The sequence below is a fragment of the Roseateles oligotrophus genome, from assembly GCF_014204525.1.
Taxonomy (GTDB): domain Bacteria; phylum Pseudomonadota; class Gammaproteobacteria; order Burkholderiales; family Burkholderiaceae_C; genus Paucibacter_A; species Paucibacter_A oligotrophus_A.
In genome coordinates, this window is the sequence record NZ_JACHLP010000004.1 from 52,400 (window position 1) to 69,042 (window position 16,643).

The window sequence follows — 16,643 nt, forward strand, 5'->3', positions numbered from 1 at the left end:
GCGCCGCTCAAGCGGCTTCGCCCGTCATCCAGGAGCGCATGATGTTGGCCACGGCGATCGGGTTCTCGCGGGCCAGCAGGCGGGCGCGCTCCAGCTTGTCATTGGTCAGCGGGGCTTCCAGGGCGGGCAGGCCGCCGTGGCCCAGCGCGGGCAACTGGTTCTCGTCGTCGACAACGGCATGGAGCTCATTGCCCTCGGCGTCCTTGTCTTCGGCGGGGGCCGGCGGCGGCGGGTTGGCGGCGCGTATGGCCGGCCGCACCATGCCGAAGACGGCGATCAAGGCAACCGCCACCAGGGCCAGGGGCACGATGGAGGCGCGCAGCATATCGAGCACGACGGGCTGCTTCCACAGCGGCACATCCGCGCTGTCCTGCTTGTCCACCATGAAGGGGGCGCTGACGATCTTCAGCGAGTCGCCGCGCTCCTGGCTGAAGCCCATGGTTTCCTTGACCAGGGCCGTCAGCTTGTCCAGCTCTTCCTGCGGCACCGGCACGCTGTTCACCTTGCCCTTGGGGTCGGTGCTGGAGCGGTGGTTCAGCACCACGGCGGCATTCAGGCGCTTGACGGTGCCGGTGGCGTTACGCACCACTCGCACGGTCTTGTCCAGCTCGTAATTGGTGACGGCCTCGCGGCGGCTGCTGTTGTTGCCGGGCGTGCCGCCGGCGGTCTGCAGCGGGGCCGAGGCGCCGGTGATGGGGGCCGTGGCCGGCACCGGCGGCTGGTTGGTGGCAGCACCCGGCACGCCGGTGGGCAGGGCCGGTGTGCCGTTCTGGCTCTCGTTGGTCTGCGAGCTGCGCACCGCGGCCGTCAGGTTCTGGCCCTGGTTGGGCTTGTATTCCTCGGCGGTCGATTCGATCTGCGAGAAGTCCACATCGGCCGTCACCGTGGCGCGCAGGTTCTCGCGGCCCACCACCGGCTCCAGCAGCTCGTAGATGCGCTTGTTGATATTCGCCTCGATCTGCTGCTTGTACTGCAGCTGCTGGCTGTCCAGGCCGTTGCCGTTGTCCGTCGTGTTGGACAGCAGGGCACCGGTCTGGTCCAGCACGCTGACGGCCTTGGGTGCCAGCTCGGGCACCGAGGCCGACACCAGGTGCACGATGCCGGCGATCTGGGCGCGGTCCAGCGTGCGGCCACCGCGCAGCGTCAGCATGACCGAGGCGCTGGGCTTTTGCTGCTCGCGAAAGAAACCGTTCTGCTGCGGCATGGCCAGGTGCACGCGGGCATCGGCCACATCGGCCAGAGCGGTGATGGTGCGGGTCAGCTCGCCCTCCAGGCCGCGCTGGAAGTTCAGGCGCTCGTTGAACTGGGTCTGGCCGATGGAGGTCTTGTCCATCAGCTCGAAGCCCACGGTGCTGCCCTTGGGCAGGCCGGCCGAGGCCAGCTTCATGCGCACATCGTAGACCTGGGTGGCGGGCACGAGGATGGTGCCGCCGGGCTCGTGGCGATAGGGCACGCCCAGCGTGGTCAGCTGGGCAATGACGGCGCCGCCGTCCTTGTCCGACAGGCCGGTGAAGACGGGGCGGAAGTCGCCTTGGTTGGACCACAGCGTGATGGCCAGCACGGCGGCGGCCAGCAGGGCCAGGCCGCTGCCCATCATCAGCTTGTTGCGCAGAGGCAGGGCCGCCAGGCGCGTGCCAAAGCTCTCGCTGCCGTTCGGGGCGGCCACGGGCATTGCTGCTGTGACGGTGGGGCTGAGAGCGTTGTCCATGAGCTGACCGTGAGGTGTCCGGTGAAATGCGAGGGCAGGCGGGCGAATTCGTGTGCTTGTTCACGGCGCCACGGGCAAGGTGGCGCGATGACTGAATTATTCGGATTTGCACCCTCAAGAAAGCGGCGAACAAGCCGAGGAAGCGGCCCTATCTCCCTCCTTCGCGGCGGGGGCTTGGCCCTAGACTTCTCTCCATCGCCACTCCTGCGTCCCGCATCTGGCCTGCCCAGGCAAGGATGGTTCACCATGGATCTGAAGCTCAAACCGTTTGATTTCGCCCAAGCCGCCGCGCGCGCCGGCCTGGGCCTGAACGGCCAGCCCTTGGCCAAGTCCAAGGCGGTGGGCGGCGCCAGCTTTGGGGACGCCATGGCCCAGGCCATGAAGGGGGTGAGCCAGGCCCAGCAGGAATCCAGCCGCCTGCAGCGCGAGGTGCAGCTGGACAACCCCACCGTCAGCCTGGAAGAAACCATGATCGCGATGCAGAAGTCGCAGCTCGGTTTTCAAGCCACCTTGCAGGTGCGCAACCGGCTGGTTTCGGCTTATTCCGAGATCATGAATATGCAGGTCTGAGGCCGGACACAAGGCCCGGAAGGGGCTTGTGCCTGCCGAAGGCCAATTGGCGATACAAGCCAATTGGCTGAGCTCGCGCGCAGAGGCCGACAGGCGTCTGTGGCTGAGGCTTTGGCTTACACTCGCCGGCACGCCCTGACTACACGCGGTAGTCGTACACAAAGCGGCGGATTTTCGTGGCGGTGATGCCTGCCGAATCGGCATGCGCGGGGTTGATGAGGATGTTGTCCTCTTCGGCAATGATCACGGACGGCACTGCCAGCAAGGCAGTGGCCGCCAGACGCAGCCATGCCGAACCGAGATTGCGAGAGACGAGACCTTCGGGGATGGCGTCCCAGCCCACCGTCGGCGGCCGGGTAAGCACTTGGCGCGCCGCCCAGACGGCGTCCGGCACGTCGATCCGCACCAGGAATCGATTCCAGGGCAGCTTGCCGGCGCCCTTGCCGAAGTGCGCCCGCGTCTCCCATGCCGCCAACGCCACGGAGGTCGCGGCATACGTCAGGTGTTCACCCGGGTGGTTCCAGCGCGAGCCCTTGCTGGCGGCGCCCTTGCCGGCGAGATCGTCTGCGGTCCATTGGGGCGTATCCGAAGCGATGCGCCACAAGTGGACCGTCATGCCGGCAGTCCTCCACGCATGCGCCCAAGCACCTGCTCGACAGCGCGCAGGCCTTCATGGTTTCTGAGCATCTCGGCCGGGGTTTTGCCGCCGAGTTCGGGCAATTCTTCCCGCATCCATTGCGCGAGCCAGGCGTCCAGATCAAAGTCTCGCAACTGCGCAGGATCGCCACTCTCTTCGAGTAAGCGGCGCAGCGTGGCGGCGATGCGCAAAAAGCCCATGACCCGGTGGCCTGCCACATCTGGCAGCGGATCACCGGCGCCGTCCTTGCGCCGGAATGTCGTCGCTGAGACCCCGATCATGTCCATGACGCTGGAGGCGGCCAGGCCGGTCGCGCCAGCGATCACATCGACAAGGTAGGTGGGGACCCCCACCTCCACGGCATCAAACAGCGCCACGCCGGGTGAACTCATCACGCGGCCGACCAGATCGTTGAATGCGCTGCGTCGAAAACGGGGGTCCGATTGCCGCCCCTTCACAGAGACGACCCAAAAGTCACTGGCTGACCGAGCCTTGCCGCGGGTTGCGGGATGACTTTGTAGCGCCGGCATGGCTGGCTCCAAATGGCTGATTTCAACAGGGCAAATGGTACATCGATCCAGTCAGCCCGATTGCCTCGACTGGTAGGGAAGTTAACGCCCTCTACACCGCAGGCGTCACCCAGCCAGGGAGATCGAACGGGGTCACTGCGCTGCGCTGTATTTCTGCAGAATGAGCTTATCAACGCTGCTTCACCGCAAGCCGACCAAACGCTCTGCGGTGACTAGACAGCCACCCCATGCCCTCCTTCAATGGCGGCAGGCTCAGGGTACACAAGACATCAGCGTTCACTGCCATCGTGGTCCCCTTGGTTCGGAACTCATGAGCCTTGTCGGCGGGCTATAGTGCCGGCTATCGATGCTGCAAATGCCAATCTTTTGATGCTGTGTAAAAATACAGTTGATGAAAAAAATAAAGCTCGACAAGACCCTGGCGCCAATACCGGCCGCCTGTTTTTGCCGACAGGGTTTTTAGGGCAATAGGCGTTTGCCGCTCGACAAGTCAGACATCACCAGATCCTCAGTACCCTCATCAGAGCCTTCAATGCCTAAAACCCAAGTCACAAAAAACGAACTCATCGTCATCTGCGAGCAAAAGCTGCCGTCAGAGAGCTTTTACACATCTGACATGCGAGTCAGTGATATTCAGCGCCTGCCATCGGGCTATCGCGTGGAAATCCTGGTTTCCGATAGCGCATCAGTGCTGAATGTTCTTCAAGGACAGCACTTCTCGCAATGGGTGTCCGACAACTTTGATGTAACCGATCTCTGAGCCTCGATCAAGGTAAGTCTTGGTGCAAACTCGTCAACCGATAGAGTTCTCGTGGCCTTTGTCTAGCGATATCTAACGAGTAAGGACAGGACCGCTGGTGGCATTCAGATGATGAGTTATGTCCACTGTAGATTGATCCGAGGGATCGAGTGGCCGAGGGCGAACTGGATGGACCATGGCCCGACTGCAGCGAAGGGTCAATTGTCAAGTTGGCGTCAATGATGCGGGCTTGGCCTCCTGCCGGGCAGCGTTTTTTGCCTGCGGTCTGCGCAAGTGTTGCGCAGACTGCGTGATGTGAGTTGTTTTGTCGCGTTACTGCTGGTTCGTGGCCGTGCTCGGATCGGCTTTGTCGGGTCGCACTGGTGGCGGCGCGGTGCAGGGCGGCACGGACCCAGCGCGGCCGGACCCCGCTGCTGGCCGGCAACATGGCGGGCATCAGTGCGCAGCCCAGGGCGCAGCAACTATTTGTCATCCAGCCGTTGCAGACTGTGCTCGCATAGCAGGGCCGGTCGCGATCAAGCGGGCATAGTCACAACAAGGTGATGCCATGACGCCCATCGAATCTCAATGGATCGAGCGGCTGAAACAGTTGCCGCCCAAGCGCGTCGCCGAGGTGCTGGACTTTGTGGCGTTCCTGGCCGCGCGCGAGGAACGCGCGGCAGCGCCGCAGCGGCTCAGCGACGGGCTGGCACGGTTGGTTGCATTGGCCTTGCCGGCCATCACCGAGGACGAAGTCGAGGACGAGATTCAGGCCGCAAGGCGCGAACGGCGGGCATCTCAGCAAGAGGCTTGAGCGATGCGCTTGGTTCTCGACACGAATTTGCTCGTGTCTGAGGTGATCTCGGCCGGGCTGCTGCGCTGCCGCGCCAACTGCTGAATTAGGTTCAAGGGTTGAGGGATACCCTCAGCAAGACTGCCGCTCCGGCGCATCTCGCCCGCACAGCCTGGCTCGCCCCATGGCATTGAGCGAGACCCGCAGATGCTGGCCTCGCTCGGTCCTGAAGGCCGCGTCGCCGAACTGTTCCACCTGGCCGCGGCCGGCCGAGAAGGCCGCGTCCTGGGCGATGTCCAGCAGCACATGGGGGAAGTGCTCTTGGTCCATGCGGCTGATCGAGCAGACCTGCGCTGCGCAGTCGCAGGCCTGGCCGCGGCTCAGGCCCCAGCACCATTGCTTGCCGGGCTTGTAGCTGATGTAGACGGTGGTGTTCTCGCGAATGCTCAGCTCACGCGCCATGCGCATGTCTTGCGCCAGGGCTTCGCCGGCCAGGCGCAGTTGCTGGCGCTGCAGCAAGTTGTGATAACTGGGTACGGCCACGGCCAGCAGGATGGCGGTGATGGCAATCACCACCGCCGCCTCCAGCAGGGTGAAGCCTTGCTGGCTCATGGCGAGAGCTTTTTGCGCAGCAGGCGGCCCAGTTTCTGTACTTGGTCGATATAGCGCTGCAGCAGGCGCTCGGCCTCGTTGTCGATGCGGGCGAAGTTGAGTCCCAGCAGCAGGCCGCCTTCGGCGTCGGGGCGCAGATTCTGGACCCGCAGCCCGGCCTCAAACCGGGTTTCGCGGTCCAGTTCGATGCGGGCGCTGGCGATGTCGCTGCCGGCCTCGGGGGCCTCCAGCCCGGCCGGCCAGAGCAGGGCCAGGCCGCCCAGGCTCAGGTCCAGGATGCGCAGCTGCAGCTCTTGCCCGCTTTCATGCGGGTGGGGCAGGCGCAGCTGCGGCGTGCGGCTGCTGGGGCGCACGCGGAAGGACTGGCGGCGCTGGAAGCGGTAAAGCCGCTGCGGCATGGGGCTGCGCAGCACCGCGCCGCGGGCCAGGGCCTGGCTGCTGAGCAGCAGCAGGCCTTCGAGCTCGAACTGCAGCTTGATCTGGTCCAGATAGGCCACCGCCGTGACCTCCTCGGCGCTGAGCAAGTCGGGCAGCAGCGGGTCGTCGGGATGCACATCAAAGCCCAGGGCGCCGAACTGGCCGTCCACGGCGCTCAGGCAGCTCTGCATCGACAGGCCTGCCGGCGTGCTCAGCGTGATGGGGATCTGCTGCTCCTGCAAGGCCTGCAGCAGGACCAGCACCTCGGCGCTGCCCTGGATACGGAAATCGCCCGAGGCTTCCGGATCGGAGGCCTCGGGCGATGCGGGCTGGAAGGGGCTGTTGAAGCGGCTCATCGGGGGTTGGGCCGGGGCGCTGATATAGGCCCCTGGGCTGGGTGAGGATAGCTCAAGGCAGGCTCAGTGCAGGGTCTTGCTCTTGCCGGTCATGACGCGGTCCAGATCGTCCAGCCAGGGCTCGGCCAGATGGCGGATCTCGGCATCGTTGACCAGGATGCGCTGCATGATGCGGGTCTTCAGCTTGGCCTCGTCGGGGGCGAGCTTTTCGCTCGTGGCCGCATGCTTGAGCTGCGAGATCAGCAGCACGCAAGCGCCTTCGAGTTTGACAACTTCATCCCAGTTGCCGGAACGGGCGGCGCACAGCATGTCGGCGCTGGCTTGTTCGATGGCTTCGTAATAGCTCAGGAGTTGGGTGTTCATCGCTAGTTCCGCAGGAGACTGTGTTGAGTGTTTGGGCTGGTGGCCTTGATCAGGCGGCGCGCTGCAACTCGGGCTTGCTGCCGATGGCCGTCCAAGCCTCGCGAACAGGGGTCAGGATGCGCTGGCATTCGGCCACGGCCTCGGCATCGCTGTGCAGATTGGCGCGAGTCAAACGCATGCAGATATAGGCGTACAAATCGTTGAGGTCGGTGGCCAGTGGGCCGGCTTCCAGATTCAGGCCGGCCTTCAGGCCCTCGTCCAGGATGCGCACGGCGCGCATCAGGCTGCGATTCTTCAGCTCCAGATTCTGGGTCTGGATGGCGATCCGGGCCTGGTTCATGGCATCGAAGAGGCCGTCGAACAGCATGGCGATCAGGCGATGCGGGCTGGCGCCGTGTACGTCGGTTTCCAGGCCCACCTTGCTATACATCGAAGCCTTCTGGCCGCGTGCCGCGAAAGGGGATGAGGTGTTGCCGTACATGTGTTGTTTCCCAGTTTGTCCGTCTTGAATTGTTTTCGGCCTGGGGGCGACAAACTTGAGGCGGCGGAGGCGGGAATTTGCCGCGCCTGCTGCATGCAAAACGCCCAGCGGGCCGGGGCGGCGCGCTGGGCGTTGGCGGGGGATCTCGGCCTTGGGGCGGGCGTGGATTACTTCACGCCAAACTGCTGGTTGACATAGCTCTGCAGGCCGGTCAGCTTGGCCATGCTCTTGTCCAGGGCGGTGTAGCTCGCCCGCATGCGGGCCTCCACCAGGGTCAGGCGCAGGTTGATCTTGTCCTGGTCGTTGCCATTGCGGTTGATGGTCTCCCGCAAGCTGGTTTGCTTGGAATTGAGCGTGCCGTCAAAGCTCAGGGCGGCGGAGGTGAGGGCGGCCATGCGCTGGGTGATGCCGTTATTCGTGGGGTCGGCACTGTCCAGGCCCGAGAGCATTTTCTTGAGTGCGGGCAGATTGCCGATGGCGCCGTCCAGCTTGGCCGCGTTGACCTTGAGCGTGCCGTCGGCCTGCGGGTCCAGGCCGATATCGGCAAAACGCGCGAGGCTGCCGCCCAGGGTGCTGGAGCTGCTGGCCAGGGTGCGCAGCTGGCCTTGCAGGGCGATGGCCGTGCTATCCCCTTGCAGCGGCCCCGAGGACGCGGCGGTGGTGCCAGACTTGGGCGTGTACTTGGTCTGGTCTTTCATGAAGCTCGCCAGCGAGTTGTAGGCCGTGGCGAAGTCGTTGATGGCCTTCTTGATCGCGTCCTTGTCGGGGCCGACGGAGATGCTGACGTCGCTGCTGGTGGTCTTGTTGAAATTAACGGTCAGGCCGTCGATCACATTGCTGACGGTATTGCTCTCCGACACCACGTCGATGCCGTTGATCTTGCCCACGGCGCTTTGCGCGTACTGCGCTACCTTGGCCGTGGTAATGCCATTGCTGGGGTCGTAGGCCAGCGATGACAAGCCCGGGCCGCCGCCCGGGCCGGGCGCCGTCTCATTGGCGCTGACGCGGAAGGCATTGCTGGCGCCGGTATTGGCCGAGCGCAGCACCAGGCGCGAGCCTTGCGCGTCGCTCACCACCGAGGCGACGACGCCGGCGCCGGCGGCATTGATCTTGTCGCGCGCGGCCGTCAGGCTGTCTTCGCCGGCGCCGATATTGATGGTGACGGCCGATTTGCCCGCGGTGGGTGTGAAGGCGGTGTTGTCGGCATTCCAGGCACCCAGCTCGATGGTCAGCGAGCCCTGGCCTATGGTGGTGGCGGTGCTGGGAATGTAGCCGCCCGTGATGGTCTGTGCCGCCGCGAGCTTGGACACGCTGACGGCATAAGTGCCCGCCACCGAGGCCTGGTTGGTGGCGGCGCTGACCGAGCTCGCGTCCGAGGAGGAGGACAGATTGGCGCCCCAGGTATTGGGGTCGTTGAGCTTTGTGGCCGCATCCTTCAGGGCGCTGATATTGCTTTGCAGCTTGCCGTAGGACGAGAGCTTGGCCTGCAAGCTTGTCGCCTTGGTCTGCAGATCGACGACGGGCTGACGTTCGATGCTCATCAGCTTGGCGATGATCTCCTCAACAGGTAAGCCGCTACCTGCGCCTATCGATGAAATGGTGGCCATGGTCTGATCTCCAGTAAACCGTGCATTGCTTGGGCCCGCAACAGGCCCGGGGCAAGCGGGGGGTATCGCTGTTGTCGGTCGAAGCTAGAAAAACTAAAGGCGGCCGAGCCTGAGCCGAGCCGCCTTGAGCAGGAGTAGCGCTTTTGCCCCGGGGCGGGCGAGCTGCGTCTCAGAGTGGCTAACAAAACTCAGCGCAGCGGTCCTGGCTAGGCGCGCCGTCGAAGACAGTACGCCAGGTACGGCGAGACGGTGCAACGACGCCAGGAGAGTTTTGTGAGCCGCTCTTAGCCCTTCAGCAAGGCCAGCACCTGCTGCGGCATCTGGTTGGCCTGGGCCACCATGGCGTTGCCGGCCTGCTGCAGGATTTGCGTGCGGCTGAGGTTGGAGGTCTCCGCCGCATAGTCTGCATCCATGATGCGGCTGCGGGCGGCGCTCTGGTTTTCCACCGAGACCTGCAGATTCGCGATCACGGCGTCGAAGCGGTTTTGCGAGGCACCCAGTGTGGCGCGCTGGCTGGAGACGGTATTGATGGCCGCGTCGATGGCGTCGATCGAGGTCTTCAGCGAGGTGCTGGTGTCGGCATTGGAGATGGTGGTGCCGGTAACCGTCAGTATGGTGGGATCGGCCGTCATGTCGGTGGTCGAGACGGTGATGACGTCTTCGGGACCGGTATTCGGGCCGACCTGAAAGTCTTGCGGCGTGGCGGCATCGGCGCCCAGGATCTTTTTGCCGTTGAAGGTCGTGCCGCCCAGCACACGGTTGATTTCCGAGGCCAGCTGGGTGTATTCCTTGCCGATGGAATCGAGGTCGGCCGTGGTGTTGGTGGCGTTTCGGGCCTGTACCGCCAGTTCTCGCATGCGCTGCAGGCTGTCGCCGACCTTGGACAGTGCGCCTTCAGCCGTCTGCGCCAGCGAGATGCCGTCGTTGGCATTGCGGATTGCGACATTCATGCCGCGCACCTGGGAGTTCATGCGTTCCGCAATGGCCAGGCCGGCCGCGTCGTCCTTGGCCGAGTTGACCCGCAGGCCGGATGACAGCCTTTGCATGGAGACTGACAAGGAGCCCTGCGACATGTTCAGATTGCGCTGGGCATTCAGCGAGCCGATATTGGTGTTGATGGTCTGGGGCATTTGAGCACTCCTGCAAAATCCGGTAGTCCCGGCCGGGCCGGCGTGATTTGACGGCGTCCGATCGGTTCGACGCTGTCCTGCGGCCCGGCGGCAACTTGCTTGGCGCGGACGTCGGGTCGTCAATCACTTTGGAACCCGATGAGCAAATTCTCAGTGTGCTTGAGCATTCCAAAAGCCCAAAAAAGAGGGCAAACCACGGCCATAAAAAAGCTCCGGCCCTGACCAGAGGTCAGGGCCGGAGCCGGGTTTTCTGCTTCGGGGGTCAGGTCTTGCCTGGCCCCGTGGTCGATGCAGGGCTGCCTTAGCCGCGCAGCAGCGACAGCACTTGCTGGGGCAGTTGGTTGGCCTGCGAGATCATCGCATTGCCTGCTTGTTGCAGGATTTGCGCACGGCTCAGATTGGCGGTTTCCGAGGCGTAGTCGGCATCGGTGATGCGGCTGCGTGAGGCGGTCTGGTTCTCCACCGAGATCTGCAGATTGGAGATGATGGCGTCGAAGCGGTTTTGCACCGCACCGAAGGTGGCGCGCTGGCCGCTGACGGTGGTGATGGCGGTGTCGATATTGTCGATCACGGTCTTCAGCGTGGCGGCCGTGTCGGCATTGCTGATGCTGGCACCGGTGACGGTGGTGATGGTGGCGTCGGCGGTCAAGTCGGTGGTGAGCACGTCCACCGAATCGTTGGCCGTGGTGTTGGCGCCGATCTGGAAGGTGTTGGTGCCGGCGGTGGCCAGGATGGCCTTGCCGTTGAAGGTGGTGCCGCCCAGCACGCGGGTGATTTCCGAGCCCAGCTGGGAGAATTCCTTGCCGATGGAGTCCAGGTCGGTGGTGGTGTTGGTGGCGTTACGGGCCTGCACGCTCAGTTCACGCATGCGTTGCAGGGCGTCGGTGACCTTGGCCAGGGCGCCGTCGGCGGTCTGCGCCATCGAGATGCCGTCGTTGGCATTGCGCACGGCCACATTCATGCCACGCACCTGGCTGCTCATGCGGTCGGAGATGGCCAGGCCAGCGGCATCGTCCTTGGCCGAGTTGATGCGCAGGCCGGAAGACAGGCGCTGCATGGACACGGCCAGCGAGCCCTGCGAGGTGGAGGTGTTGCGCTGAGCGTTCAGCGACATCAGATTGGTGTTGATGATGGAGCTCATATCAATCCTTTTCGGTGTTGAAAGACTTGCCGGAAATCCGGTCTTCACGGTCGATAACTAGGCTGCTTGAGGAGGCAGCTTTGCCAGCAAACACACGGGGCTTGCGCCCGGGTATTTGCACCATCCGCGTCCTGCTCAATTCGCGCACTCGCACGGTGCTGCGCTTGAGCCGGCTGACCGGACCACGGAGTCCCTTGTATTCCTCGGACCCGTTGTTTTGCTTATCGACGACACCTTGGCTTGACTTGAGTTCTTTTCATCAAAAGTGCCGCTCGTGCGTTGACGAGCGGCGGGGGGGAGGGCGGTCAGGGGGCTTGTGCCGGAGGCATGAGTCGTCCTGTACTTGTTTGATTACTCAGGGCCGGCTGGAGCGGCCCGGGGTCATCGAAGCAGGGAGAGGACTTGCTGCGGCATCTGGTTGGCCTGCGCAATCATCGCGTTACCGGCCTGCTGCAGGATTTGCGCGCGGCTCAGATTGGCGGTCTCCGTCGCGTAGTCGGCATCGGTGATGCGGCTGCGGGCGGCGCTCTGGTTTTCCACCGAGATCTGCAGATTGGAGGTGATCGCATCGAAGCGGTTTTGCACCGCACCGAAGGTGGCGCGCTGGCCGCTGACGGTGGTGATGGCGGTGTCGATATTGTCGATCACGGTCTTCAGCGTGGCGGCCGTGTCGGCATTGCTGATGCTGGCACCGGTGACGGTGGTGATGGTGGCATCGGCGGTCAAGTCGGTGGTGGTCACATCCACCGAGTCGTTGGCCGTGGTGTTGGCGCCGATCTGGAAGGTGTTGGTGCCGGCGGTGGCCAGGATGGCCTTGCCATTGAAGGTGGTGCCGCCCAGCACGCGGGTGATTTCCGAGCCCAGTTGGGCGAATTCCTTGCCGATGGAATCCAGGTCGGTGGTCGTGTTCGTGGCGTTACGGGCTTGCACGCCGAGTTCACGCATGCGCTGCAGTGCGTCGGTGACCTTGCTGAGTGCGCCGTCGGCGGTTTGCGCCATCGAGATGCCGTCGTTGGCATTGCGCACGGCCACATTCATGCCACGCACCTGGCTGCTCATACGGTCGGAGATGGCCAGGCCGGCGGCGTCGTCCTTGGCGGAGTTGATGCGCAGGCCGGAAGACAGGCGTTGCATTGACACGGCCAGCGAGCCTTGCGAGGTCGAGGTATTGCGCTGTGCGTTCAGCGACAGCTGATTGGTATTGATGATTGCGGGCATGATTGACTCCTGTTTCAGCTACAAAGTTTTTCCGGCTGAGCGCCGACGTGTTGCGAACACCCCCCTAACGAGAGACATCCGTTACGCGGGGACTTGATTCCCTTGGAGCAAGTTCCCCCGCCCCGCCCGGCTCAGTCAAGCTTTGCAACCCTGGTCTCCCCGGCTGGGGAATCTTCAGATGCGGCCTACTTACCGGACCACGTGTCCGTTTCCAGACCCGTTGAAACAGGTATCGGACAGCACTCAAGAGAACTTGAGTACTGTTTGTCAATAGGCTTGATCTGTTGAAAAGCGAGCCGGCTTTCGGCTTATTCCTTGGATCGACTTTTTGCATGGTCCGCGTGGAGCGGGCAGGCGCGAGGCGAGGGGGCCGGGGCGTCGCTGGAGGGTGCTGGGCTGAGCTGTTTCTTGGGCAGGGCTTTCTTGGTGCTGGCTGAAGATTCGCTGATGGACAGCAGGAGTCGGGATGCTGAGCGGCTGGGCGGGCTTGCCTGCCTTGCGGCTCTGTTCTTGTTTTCGGTTGCGGGCTCGGGCGCAAGGCTTGGAGAAGCGGGCGCAATCGCGGGCTTTTCTCACGAATACAGCTGGCGGCAGGCTCTAAAGTTTCCTTCACTGAAGTCGAAACTGCGCCCCTGGCCGGCCTTGTGCCTGTCTTGTGCGGGCAGGGCGGGATCGTCCTTCAGGCTGGCGCCATCGGCGCATACCGAACATTTTGTTCAAGCTCTTGGAGATCCTTATGCATGCCATGACGCAAGCAACGACGCCTACCACGCTGCATGCTCAGCAGCACTTGGGTGAGATGACAAATGAGCGCGGCCCGATCGAGAGCCTGAGCGCCGAAGGCGCTCTGCTCTTGGCCGAGGCGCGCAACCGGGCTTTTGCCGAGGTGGCACGCGGCCATCTGGACATGGGCCTGAGCGTGCTGCATGAAGCGCTGAGCCAGGAGCCCCTGGCCCATGATCTGCTCAGCGATATGGCCGCCTTGCTGCTGAGTGCGGGCAAGCTGGTCGAGGCGCAGGCCGCCGCCGAGCGCGCCCTGCTCTTGCAACCCATTCATGGCGCCAGCCTCTACACCCTGGCTTTTGCGCTGTCCGGTCAGGGCCAGATCCTGCGCGGAAAGGAGGCGCTGGAATTGCTGCTGCAAGGCCCCGCCCTGGGCAATCTGATGGACGAAGCGCCGGAGCTGGCCGATATCGCCCGCGTGGAATTGGCGCGCCTGGATGCGCTGATCGGCGCGGCCTGATTTCTCAGTCCAGGGCTTAAGCGCCCATTCAATCGCAAGCTCCGAGTCGCCGCGGCACAGCCCGCTGACTCGGAGCTTGCTTGTTTTTATGCGCCTCGCATCAAAGCGAGGCTGGCGGTAGGTGCCTCATGCGGCCAGGCCTGCCCCAGCGCCTCACCGATCAAGAGCTTGACGGCCAGGCTGTCGTAGCACTGGCCGCTGATGGCCTGGTAGTGTTGCCGCAGGCGCTCCTCGTCCAGCGGGCTATTGGCGATCTCCAGGCTGGCCAGCAGGGCGGCAGCGGCGTCGCTGCCGGCGCCGTCCCGGGCCAGCAGCAGGGCCGTCGCCAGATCGCCGCTGGCCTGTGCCAGCTTGGCGCTGACCCGCAGCAGCGAGTCCATGCCATAGCCCTGTTCCCGCACCCAGCCGCCCAGCAGATCGAGGGTGCCGGCGGCCGCTGTCAGCTCGCCGGCCGCCAGCTGGATCTCCAGGCCCTCGCAGGCCAGGTCGATTTGCTGCCTGGGCGTCGCCTGCGCGCAGCCCTGTTCAATCCATTCGGCGGCCTCGGCAAGCAGGCCTTGCTGGCGCGCGTTCCAGGCCAGCCAGAGGCAGCAGGCGGCGGGGCTGGCGTCCAGGTCCCGCAGCCACAGATCGGCGTCTTTTGGCGGCAGGGCGAATCCCTGCAGCGCGGCGAGCAGATGCGGCCTGGCCTGCTCGGCCAGGCCGGCCCGGGCCAGGGCGCGGCCGGTGCAGAAGTCCAGCAGGCCCGGCAGCTGCGGCTGCAGCGCCAGGCAGCAGCGGGCCGCGCGCATCAGCTGCCCCTGCTCGGTCCAGGCCTGCACGGCGCTGGCGACCAGTCGCGGCAGAAAGGGCAGCTTGGCGAATTCCTGCGCGGGCAGGCGCATGACTTGTTCCATCGCCCGTTCCAGCAAGGCCTGGCTCTGGGCTTGCTGCTCGGGCGGCAGGCTGATGGCGAGCTTGTAGCCGAGGTAGAGCCCCTCGGGGTTCTCGGCCTGGCTCAGGCGCAGCAAGGCCAGATTGCGCTCGCGCTTGCGCGCTCGCTCGCTGGCCTGCACATAGCCGTGGTCAAACAGGGTCAGGCCGGAGTCCGGCCAGTGGCTGCTGCCCATGCGCAGCAGGCTCTCGGCCACGTCCTCGTGCACCCGGCCCTCGAAGCGTATGCGCGGGTCGCGCCGGAACAGGCGCAGGGCCTGCAAGCTCTGCAAGGGGGCGATGGCGCGGCCATCGCCCAGCGGATTGGCCCTGGCATCGGCCGCGGCGCTCAGCAGCTGCACCTGCACCAGCTGGGCCAGGCAGTCTTGCCGGCCCAGGGCCTGGCGCAGGGCGGGCAGGCTGGCGGGGGCCAGCTGCTGGTCGGCGTCCAGGCTGAGTATCCAGTCGCAGCTGGCGGCCGCCAGGGCCTGGTTGCGGGCCAGGGCGAAATCGTCTTGCCAGGCCCAGTGCAGCACCCGGGCGCCCCAGGCCGCGGCGATGGCGGGGCTGTTGTCCACGCTGCCGGTGTCCACCACGATGATTTCGTGGGCCAGGCCCTGCACCGAGGCCAGGGCCAGGGGCAGGTTGTGGGCCTCGTCGCGGACGATCAGGCAGACGCTCAGCGGCAGGCTGGCACTCATCGGGGGTCAGGTCTTGCCAGGGTCTGCCGCCGGACCGGTGATGGCCAGCAGGGACATGCGGTTGAAGAAGTACATGCCTTGCAAAGCCCAGTCGGTGTACTTGGCCAGCACATTGGCCAGGGTGTAGGGTGTGTACCAGCAGTTGTGGTCGGGGTGCACCACCTCGACAAAGGTTTGCGCGCCGCTGCTGTAGTCGAAATGCGCGCGAAAGCAGCTGAAGGCGTCGGGCACGGTGATCACATACTGCCCGGCCTGCAAGGCCTGCAGCTGCTGCAGAAAGCCCTGCACATCGGGCACATGCTCCAGCACCTCGGGCACCAGCACCAGGTCGTAGCGGTCCTGGATGTCTTCCCAGCGCGAGAACAGCCGACCCTGCAGATGCGGCTGCATCTGGGCGAAGGCCTCGGTGTTGATGTCAAAGCCGTCCAGCTGGCAGATGGCGTCCAGCTGCAGATGCAGGGAGTTGTGCAGATCGGTGATGGGCCAGTCCACACAGCCCACATGCAGCACCCGCTTGCCCTCGCACAAGGGGCCGAACACCTGCAGCCGCGACATGCCTTTGAAGGCCTCGCTGACGGCCACCTTCTGCACGAAATAGGGCGAGTGGGCCAGCTCCAGCGGCGAGACCGGCGGGGTGGGGCGTGGCTGGCTGGTGGCGGTTTGTGTTGGGCTCATGCCACCTTCCTTTTGTAGAGCTCGTCGTAGTTGTTCAAGGTGCTGCCCCATTCCTGGCCGGCAAAGACGGGGCCGCCGCCCTGGTATTCGACGCCGGTGAAGTGGCGCGGAATGAAGAAGTGGCTGGGCCACAGGCTGAGGCCGCCGTATTGATAGACGCGGTGGCATTCGGTCAGGAACAGCGGGCCCACGCTTTGCCAGGCCATGCGCTCGTCCACCCGCGGCGTGTTCTGCAGGTCCAGAATCATCTGGCCGAAGAAGGGGTTCTCGGGCACCGAGGCCACATAGCCCGCGGCGATCAGGCCCGGGCGCACCAGCTCGTTCTCCCAGCAGGCAAAGGCCTCGCCTTCGAACAACCAGGGCTCCAGCGGCCGCTTGCAGACGCTGTCGGCGTCCACCACAAAGCCGCCCTCGTTGTAGAGGATCTCCCAGCGCATCAGGTCGGCCACGCCGTTCAGCTCACGCTGGGCCATGGCGCGCATATGCGGGGCATTGACCCAGCCATAACTGGCCAGTTCCTCATTGCCCCAGACGCGCACTTGCCAATCCGGGTTGAGCTGGCGCCAGGTGGCGATGCAGTTGTCCGGCCGCTTGCTTTCGTCGCCGACCCAGATGATGTGAATGCAGCGTGGAATCACGGGCGTTCCCCCTTGTAAATTGGACTTACGCAAAGCCGGTGCAGCAAGGCAGAGCGCCGAAGACAGTACACCTGGTACGGCGAGGCGCTCGAACGCAGCTGCGGCGGTTTTGCGTAAGTCCTGGTATCTAGTGGGCCACTGTAGGCCTTGGGCCTGCTTTCTCATGGGAGGA

At 64.5% G+C, this 16,643-nt stretch carries 18 protein-coding genes; 4 read left to right on the plus strand and 14 right to left on the minus strand.

Annotated elements, in window-relative coordinates; translation table 11 throughout:
• Positions 1-7: 7 nt before the first annotated feature.
• Entirely contained in the window at positions 8-1,708 is a 1,701-nt protein-coding gene (gene fliF, locus HNP55_RS10365) for a flagellar basal-body MS-ring/collar protein FliF (RefSeq protein ID WP_184298954.1), read from the minus strand.
• A 246-nt stretch (positions 1,709-1,954) separates the two neighbouring features.
• On the opposite strand from fliF, the gene fliE reads away from it, so the two are divergent.
• A complete protein-coding gene (gene fliE, locus HNP55_RS10370; protein WP_184298956.1) occupies positions 1,955-2,278 on the plus strand; it encodes a flagellar hook-basal body complex protein FliE in 324 nt (107 codons plus the stop codon).
• 139 nt (positions 2,279-2,417) lie between these two features.
• Here the strand turns inward: fliE and HNP55_RS10375 are convergent, their stop codons facing one another.
• A complete protein-coding gene (locus HNP55_RS10375; protein ID WP_184298958.1) occupies positions 2,418-2,894 on the minus strand; it encodes an RES family NAD+ phosphorylase in 477 nt (158 codons plus the stop codon).
• Complete coding sequence (locus tag HNP55_RS10380) at positions 2,891-3,445, minus strand: antitoxin Xre/MbcA/ParS toxin-binding domain-containing protein (protein ID WP_221439547.1); 555 nt, start codon at positions 3,443-3,445, stop codon at positions 2,891-2,893. Before HNP55_RS10380 ends, HNP55_RS10375 begins: the two co-directional genes overlap by 4 nt.
• A gap of 532 nt (positions 3,446-3,977) precedes the next feature.
• Here HNP55_RS10380 and HNP55_RS10385 point away from each other — a divergent pair.
• Together HNP55_RS10385 and HNP55_RS10390 are read left to right on the plus strand one after the other, a co-directional pair.
• Positions 3,978-4,205 (plus strand): hypothetical protein, encoded by a 228-nt coding sequence (locus HNP55_RS10385; protein ID WP_184298960.1) that lies wholly within the window; start codon positions 3,978-3,980, stop codon positions 4,203-4,205.
• Positions 4,206-4,752: 547 nt separating this feature from the next.
• Positions 4,753-4,998 carry a DUF2281 domain-containing protein gene (locus HNP55_RS10390; protein ID WP_184298962.1) on the plus strand — a complete coding sequence of 82 codons (246 nt, stop codon included), beginning with the start codon at positions 4,753-4,755 and terminating at the stop codon, positions 4,996-4,998.
• Between the two features lie 111 nt (positions 4,999-5,109).
• Here HNP55_RS10390 and HNP55_RS10395 read toward each other — a convergent pair whose 3' ends face one another.
• The 8 genes from HNP55_RS10395 to HNP55_RS10430 form a co-directional block, all read right to left on the minus strand.
• Positions 5,110-5,589, minus strand: a complete 480-nt coding sequence (locus HNP55_RS10395; protein ID WP_184298964.1) for a Tfp pilus assembly protein FimT/FimU — start codon at positions 5,587-5,589, stop codon at positions 5,110-5,112.
• Complete coding sequence (locus tag HNP55_RS10400; RefSeq protein WP_184298966.1) at positions 5,586-6,362, minus strand: flagellar brake protein; 777 nt, start codon at positions 6,360-6,362, stop codon at positions 5,586-5,588. The genes HNP55_RS10395 and HNP55_RS10400 overlap by 4 nt, the downstream gene beginning before the upstream one ends.
• Before the next feature lie 63 nt (positions 6,363-6,425).
• Positions 6,426-6,725, minus strand: coding sequence for a flagellar protein FliT (locus HNP55_RS10405; RefSeq protein WP_184298968.1), 300 nt, complete (start codon positions 6,723-6,725; stop codon positions 6,426-6,428).
• 49 nt (positions 6,726-6,774) lie between these two features.
• Positions 6,775-7,206, minus strand: coding sequence for a flagellar export chaperone FliS (gene fliS, locus HNP55_RS10410; protein WP_184298970.1), 432 nt, complete (start codon positions 7,204-7,206; stop codon positions 6,775-6,777).
• A gap of 167 nt (positions 7,207-7,373) precedes the next feature.
• Positions 7,374-8,813 carry a flagellar filament capping protein FliD gene (gene fliD, locus HNP55_RS10415; protein ID WP_184298972.1) on the minus strand — a complete coding sequence of 480 codons (1,440 nt, stop codon included), beginning with the start codon at positions 8,811-8,813 and terminating at the stop codon, positions 7,374-7,376.
• A gap of 284 nt (positions 8,814-9,097) precedes the next feature.
• Entirely contained in the window at positions 9,098-9,943 is an 846-nt protein-coding gene (locus tag HNP55_RS10420; protein ID WP_184298974.1) for a flagellin, read from the minus strand.
• A gap of 301 nt (positions 9,944-10,244) precedes the next feature.
• Positions 10,245-11,084 carry a flagellin gene (locus HNP55_RS10425; protein ID WP_184298976.1) on the minus strand — a complete coding sequence of 280 codons (840 nt, stop codon included), beginning with the start codon at positions 11,082-11,084 and terminating at the stop codon, positions 10,245-10,247.
• Positions 11,085-11,465: 381 nt separating this feature from the next.
• A complete protein-coding gene (locus tag HNP55_RS10430) occupies positions 11,466-12,302 on the minus strand; it encodes a flagellin (RefSeq protein ID WP_184298978.1) in 837 nt (278 codons plus the stop codon).
• A gap of 736 nt (positions 12,303-13,038) precedes the next feature.
• On the opposite strand from HNP55_RS10430, the gene HNP55_RS10435 reads away from it, so the two are divergent.
• Positions 13,039-13,545 (plus strand): hypothetical protein, encoded by a 507-nt coding sequence (locus tag HNP55_RS10435; protein ID WP_221439548.1) that lies wholly within the window; start codon positions 13,039-13,041, stop codon positions 13,543-13,545.
• 86 nt (positions 13,546-13,631) lie between these two features.
• Here the strand turns inward: HNP55_RS10435 and HNP55_RS10440 are convergent, their stop codons facing one another.
• Genes HNP55_RS10440 through HNP55_RS24265 form a run of 3 tightly spaced genes read right to left on the minus strand, consistent with a single transcriptional unit; the run spans position 13,632 to position 16,471 of the window.
• Positions 13,632-15,158, minus strand: a complete 1,527-nt coding sequence (locus HNP55_RS10440; RefSeq protein ID WP_184298982.1) for a glycosyltransferase family 2 protein — start codon at positions 15,156-15,158, stop codon at positions 13,632-13,634.
• A 6-nt stretch (positions 15,159-15,164) separates the two neighbouring features.
• A complete protein-coding gene (locus HNP55_RS24260) occupies positions 15,165-15,833 on the minus strand; it encodes a methyltransferase domain-containing protein (protein ID WP_246448342.1) in 669 nt (222 codons plus the stop codon).
• Positions 15,830-16,471, minus strand: coding sequence for a glycosyltransferase family 32 protein (locus HNP55_RS24265; protein WP_348648689.1), 642 nt, complete (start codon positions 16,469-16,471; stop codon positions 15,830-15,832). Before HNP55_RS24265 ends, HNP55_RS24260 begins: the two co-directional genes overlap by 4 nt.
• Positions 16,472-16,643: the final 172 nt, after the last annotated feature.

What these genes read in the sequence shown, in the direction of transcription:
- fliF (WP_184298954.1), bottom strand. Translation starts at nt 1,708, where the DNA reads ATGGACAACGCTCTCAGCCCCACCGTCACAGCAGCAATGCCCGTGGCC.
- fliE (WP_184298956.1), top strand. Translation starts at nt 1,955, where the DNA reads ATGGATCTGAAGCTCAAACCGTTTGATTTCGCCCAAGCCGCCGCGCGC.
- HNP55_RS10375 (WP_184298958.1), bottom strand. Translation starts at nt 2,894, where the DNA reads ATGACGGTCCACTTGTGGCGCATCGCTTCGGATACGCCCCAATGGACC.
- HNP55_RS10380 (WP_221439547.1), bottom strand. Translation starts at nt 3,445, where the DNA reads ATGCCGGCGCTACAAAGTCATCCCGCAACCCGCGGCAAGGCTCGGTCA.
- HNP55_RS10385 (WP_184298960.1), top strand. Translation starts at nt 3,978, where the DNA reads ATGCCTAAAACCCAAGTCACAAAAAACGAACTCATCGTCATCTGCGAG.
- HNP55_RS10390 (WP_184298962.1), top strand. Translation starts at nt 4,753, where the DNA reads ATGACGCCCATCGAATCTCAATGGATCGAGCGGCTGAAACAGTTGCCG.
- HNP55_RS10395 (WP_184298964.1), bottom strand. Translation starts at nt 5,589, where the DNA reads ATGAGCCAGCAAGGCTTCACCCTGCTGGAGGCGGCGGTGGTGATTGCC.
- HNP55_RS10400 (WP_184298966.1), bottom strand. Translation starts at nt 6,362, where the DNA reads ATGAGCCGCTTCAACAGCCCCTTCCAGCCCGCATCGCCCGAGGCCTCC.
- HNP55_RS10405 (WP_184298968.1), bottom strand. Translation starts at nt 6,725, where the DNA reads ATGAACACCCAACTCCTGAGCTATTACGAAGCCATCGAACAAGCCAGC.
- fliS (WP_184298970.1), bottom strand. Translation starts at nt 7,206, where the DNA reads ATGTACGGCAACACCTCATCCCCTTTCGCGGCACGCGGCCAGAAGGCT.
- fliD (WP_184298972.1), bottom strand. Translation starts at nt 8,813, where the DNA reads ATGGCCACCATTTCATCGATAGGCGCAGGTAGCGGCTTACCTGTTGAG.
- HNP55_RS10420 (WP_184298974.1), bottom strand. Translation starts at nt 9,943, where the DNA reads ATGCCCCAGACCATCAACACCAATATCGGCTCGCTGAATGCCCAGCGC.
- HNP55_RS10425 (WP_184298976.1), bottom strand. Translation starts at nt 11,084, where the DNA reads ATGAGCTCCATCATCAACACCAATCTGATGTCGCTGAACGCTCAGCGC.
- HNP55_RS10430 (WP_184298978.1), bottom strand. Translation starts at nt 12,302, where the DNA reads ATGCCCGCAATCATCAATACCAATCAGCTGTCGCTGAACGCACAGCGC.
- HNP55_RS10435 (WP_221439548.1), top strand. Translation starts at nt 13,039, where the DNA reads ATGCATGCCATGACGCAAGCAACGACGCCTACCACGCTGCATGCTCAG.
- HNP55_RS10440 (WP_184298982.1), bottom strand. Translation starts at nt 15,158, where the DNA reads ATGAGTGCCAGCCTGCCGCTGAGCGTCTGCCTGATCGTCCGCGACGAG.
- HNP55_RS24260 (WP_246448342.1), bottom strand. Translation starts at nt 15,833, where the DNA reads ATGAGCCCAACACAAACCGCCACCAGCCAGCCACGCCCCACCCCGCCG.